General features: G+C 76.7%; 1 protein-coding gene and 1 pseudogene. One reads left to right on the top strand and one right to left on the bottom strand.

The window, feature by feature from the left end; translation table 11 throughout:
- Positions 1-35: 35 nt before the first annotated feature.
- Positions 36-443, top strand: coding sequence for a gamma-glutamylcyclotransferase family protein (locus B7L92_RS35735; RefSeq protein WP_081241356.1), 408 nt, complete (start codon positions 36-38; stop codon positions 441-443).
- Between the two features lie 22 nt (positions 444-465).
- Here B7L92_RS35735 and B7L92_RS43140 read toward each other — a convergent pair.
- A pseudogene (locus B7L92_RS43140) lies at positions 466-562 on the bottom strand (NADPH-dependent FMN reductase); the annotation flags it as partial.

Raw genomic sequence — 562 nt, 5'->3', positions numbered from 1 at the left:
CGGCGGAGCTCCGTCGACCGTCCGCAGGTGACCGAGTGACCCTCCCCTTCTTCGTCTACGGCACGCTCCGCCCCGGCGAGGTCAACCACGCCCTCTTCCTGCGCGGCCGCACGCTCCGGGAGGAGCCCGGCCGGCTCCCGGGCGCGGTGCTGTACGAGGGGCCCGGTTACCCGTACGCCGTGGAGGAGCCGGGCGGGGTGGTCGACGGGGAACTGGTCACCGCGCTGCCGGAGGCCTACCCGGGGCTGCTCGCCGAGCTGGACCGGCTGGAGGAGTACGTGCCGGGCGACCCGCGCAGCCTGTACGAGCGCGTGGCGCGGGAGGTGGTCCGGACCGCCGACGGTACGGCGGTCCGGGCCTGGGTGTACGTCGCCGCACCCGCCGTCGCCGCCCGGCTGCGGGCCCGGGGGACGCCGATCAGGAGCGGGAACTGGCGGGGGTGAGGGCCCGGGGCGGCGGACCGGCTCAGCCCGCGTACGGACTCCTCTCCCGCGCCTGCCGCAACGCCGTCGCCCACCACACCAGTTGGTCCAGCATCGTCTTCGCCGCCGCGTCCGGCCGC

This window comes from Streptomyces viridosporus (genome assembly GCF_002078235.1).
GTDB classification, from domain to species: domain Bacteria; phylum Actinomycetota; class Actinomycetes; order Streptomycetales; family Streptomycetaceae; genus Streptomyces; species Streptomyces viridosporus.
The sequence above is the reverse complement of the archived record's forward strand: the minus strand, read 5'-3'. Positions and strand labels throughout refer to the sequence as shown.